Annotated in this window: 2 protein-coding genes; both read right to left on the bottom strand. The window is 70.6% G+C overall.

Annotation, left to right across the window (positions count from 1 at the left end):
• Positions 1–292: 292 nt before the first annotated feature.
• Positions 293–1,384, bottom strand: a complete 1,092-nt coding sequence (locus ACGF07_RS34535) for a DUF475 domain-containing protein (protein ID WP_350750242.1) — start codon at positions 1,382–1,384, stop codon at positions 293–295.
• Positions 1,385–1,533: 149 nt separating this feature from the next.
• The gene (locus tag ACGF07_RS34530) at positions 1,534–2,112 is read right to left on the bottom strand and encodes a TerD family protein (protein WP_350750240.1); all 579 of its coding nucleotides are present in this window, start codon (positions 2,110–2,112) and stop codon (positions 1,534–1,536) included.
• Positions 2,113–2,343: the final 231 nt, after the last annotated feature.

The following is a 2,343-nucleotide window of genomic DNA, read 5'->3' as shown; positions in this document are numbered from 1 at the left end:
GCGCCGCGGGGGGGGGGGGGGGGGGCGCGGCGGGGGGGGGGGCGGGCGGGGGCCGGGGGGGGGGGCCGGGGGGCCCGGGGGGCGGGGGGGGGGGGGCCCCCCCCCCCGGCGCCGGAGCGCGGAACGCCGGCGCCCGAGCGCGGAACACCGGCGCCCGAGCGCGGAACACCGGCGCCGGAGCGCGGGACACCGGCGCCACCCCCTCCCCGCAACGCGAACGGCCGCCCCCGGGAACCCCGGAGGCGGCCGTCGCGCGTGCCCGGCAGGCCATCTGCTGCCGACCAGTTCCCCGCTACTTGCTGCCGACCAGCTCCCTTTCCTCCTCCGCGCCCGCACGCCGGTTGCGCACGATGGACGAGGCCAGCGCCAGCCCGATGAACGCGACGCCGATCAGGCCGGTGACGATCTCCGGGATGTGGTACTTGATCCCGACCAGCAGGATCACCGCCAGCGCGCCGATCGCGTAGTGCGCGCCGTGCTCCAGGTAGACGTAGTCGTCCAGGGTGCCCTTGCGGACCAGGAAGACGGTCAGCGAGCGGATGTACATCGCGCCGATGCCGAGGCCGAGGGTGATCTGGAAGATGTCGTTGGAGATGGCGAACGCGCCGACCACACCGTCGAAGGAGAACGACGCGTCCAGCACCTCCAGGTAGAGGAAGAGGAAGAACGCGGCCTTGCCGGCCACCTGGGCGACCGACTTGCCGGACTTCTCGGCCTCCTCCTCGCGCTCGGCCTCCTCCTCCAGCCCCGACTCGAAGATCGAGGAGAGGCCGCCGACCACGAGGTAGGTGATCAGACCGAGCACACCGGCCAGCAGAACGGTTTCGGCGTGCTCACCGGCGAAGAAGTGGGAGGCCAGCACCAGCGCGACGAGGGCCACGACGCTGGACAGGGCGTCCAGCTTGCCGACCTTCTCCAGCGGGCGCTCCAGCCAGCTCAGCCAGTTGTGCTCCTTCTCCTCGAACACGAAGTCCAGGAAGATCATCAGCAGGAAGACGCCGCCGAAGGCCGCGATGGCCGGGTTGGCCGCTTCCAGGTACTGGCCGTAGGTGAGGCCGTTGTAGGTCTTGTCCGAGTGCAGCGCGAGGTCGATCACCGTCGCCGGGTTGAGCTTCGCGGTCAGGCCGACGACCAGCAGCGGGAAGATCAGGCGCATGCCGAAGACGGCGATCAGCACACCGACCGTCAGGAAGATCTTCTGCCAGTACGGGTTCATCCGCTTCAACACCGTGGCGTTGACCACCGCGTTGTCGAAGGAGAGGGAGATCTCCAGGATGGAGAGGATCAGCACGATGCCGAAGCCTTGGGCTCCCCAGAGCAGTCCGGCCGCGACCAGGCCGATGGCGGTGATCGCGAACGACCAGCCGAATGTGCGGAGGAACACGGGAGTTGGCTACCTTTCGGGTTTCTGGCCGTGCCGGGGTCGACCTCGTCCCGAGACGCCTGACCGGGCCTGGGCCCGGTCAGGCCACCCCCGCACCGCCCTCTGTTCTCATGATCGTGAGTCGGATGCGATAAGTCCGTTTTGCGCCCTCACTGTACGTTGACGCCGAAGTCGAGCGCGATGCCGCGCAGGCCCGAGGCGTAACCCTGGCCCACCGCACGGAACTTCCACTCGCCCGCGTACCGGTACAGCTCGCCGAAGATCATCGCGGTCTCGCTGGACGCGTCCTCGGACAGGTCGTAGCGCGCGATCTCCTCGCCATCGAGGGAGTTGACGACCCGGATGTAGGCGTTGCGGACCTGGCCGAAGTTCTGCAGCCGGGCCTCCGCGTCGTAGATCGACACCGCGAAGACCACCTTGTCCGCCTGGGCCGGGACCAGCTCCAGGTTGACCAGGATCAGCTCGTCGTCGCCCGTGTCGTCGCCGCCCACGAGGTTGTCGCCCTGGTGCTCCACCGAGCCCTCGGGGCTCTTGAGGTTGTTGTAGAAGACGAAGTACTCGTCACCGAGCACCCGCCCACCAGCGCAGAGCAGGGCGCTCGCGTCGAGGTCGAACGGTGCGCCCGTGGTCGAACGGGCGGACCAGCCGAGGCCGATCTGGACCTGCGTCAGGTTCGGCGCAGCCTTGGTGAGCGAGACGTTTCCACCCTTGGCGAGCGTGACCACCATGCTGTTCTTCCTCCCTTGCTTCTCCCGGGGCGCGCCATACAGGTGTAGTCCCCCGCGGCCCCGGCCGGCCCCGTTCGGCCGGCTGAACTTCCTGAACTCACATCCTCGCAGCGCTGCGGACGGGGACGAAGCCGGGGCGGGGGGGGGGCGCCCGCGCGGGGGGGGGGGGCCCCCGCCCCCCCCCCCCCCCCCCCCCCCCCCCCCCCCCCCCCCCCCCACACCCCCCCCCGC

The organism is Kitasatospora sp. NPDC048194 (genome assembly GCF_043202455.1).
GTDB lineage: Bacteria > Actinomycetota > Actinomycetes > Streptomycetales > Streptomycetaceae > Kitasatospora.
Note: the sequence above shows the minus strand (reverse complement) of the source record. Positions and strands in the feature narration are given on the sequence as shown.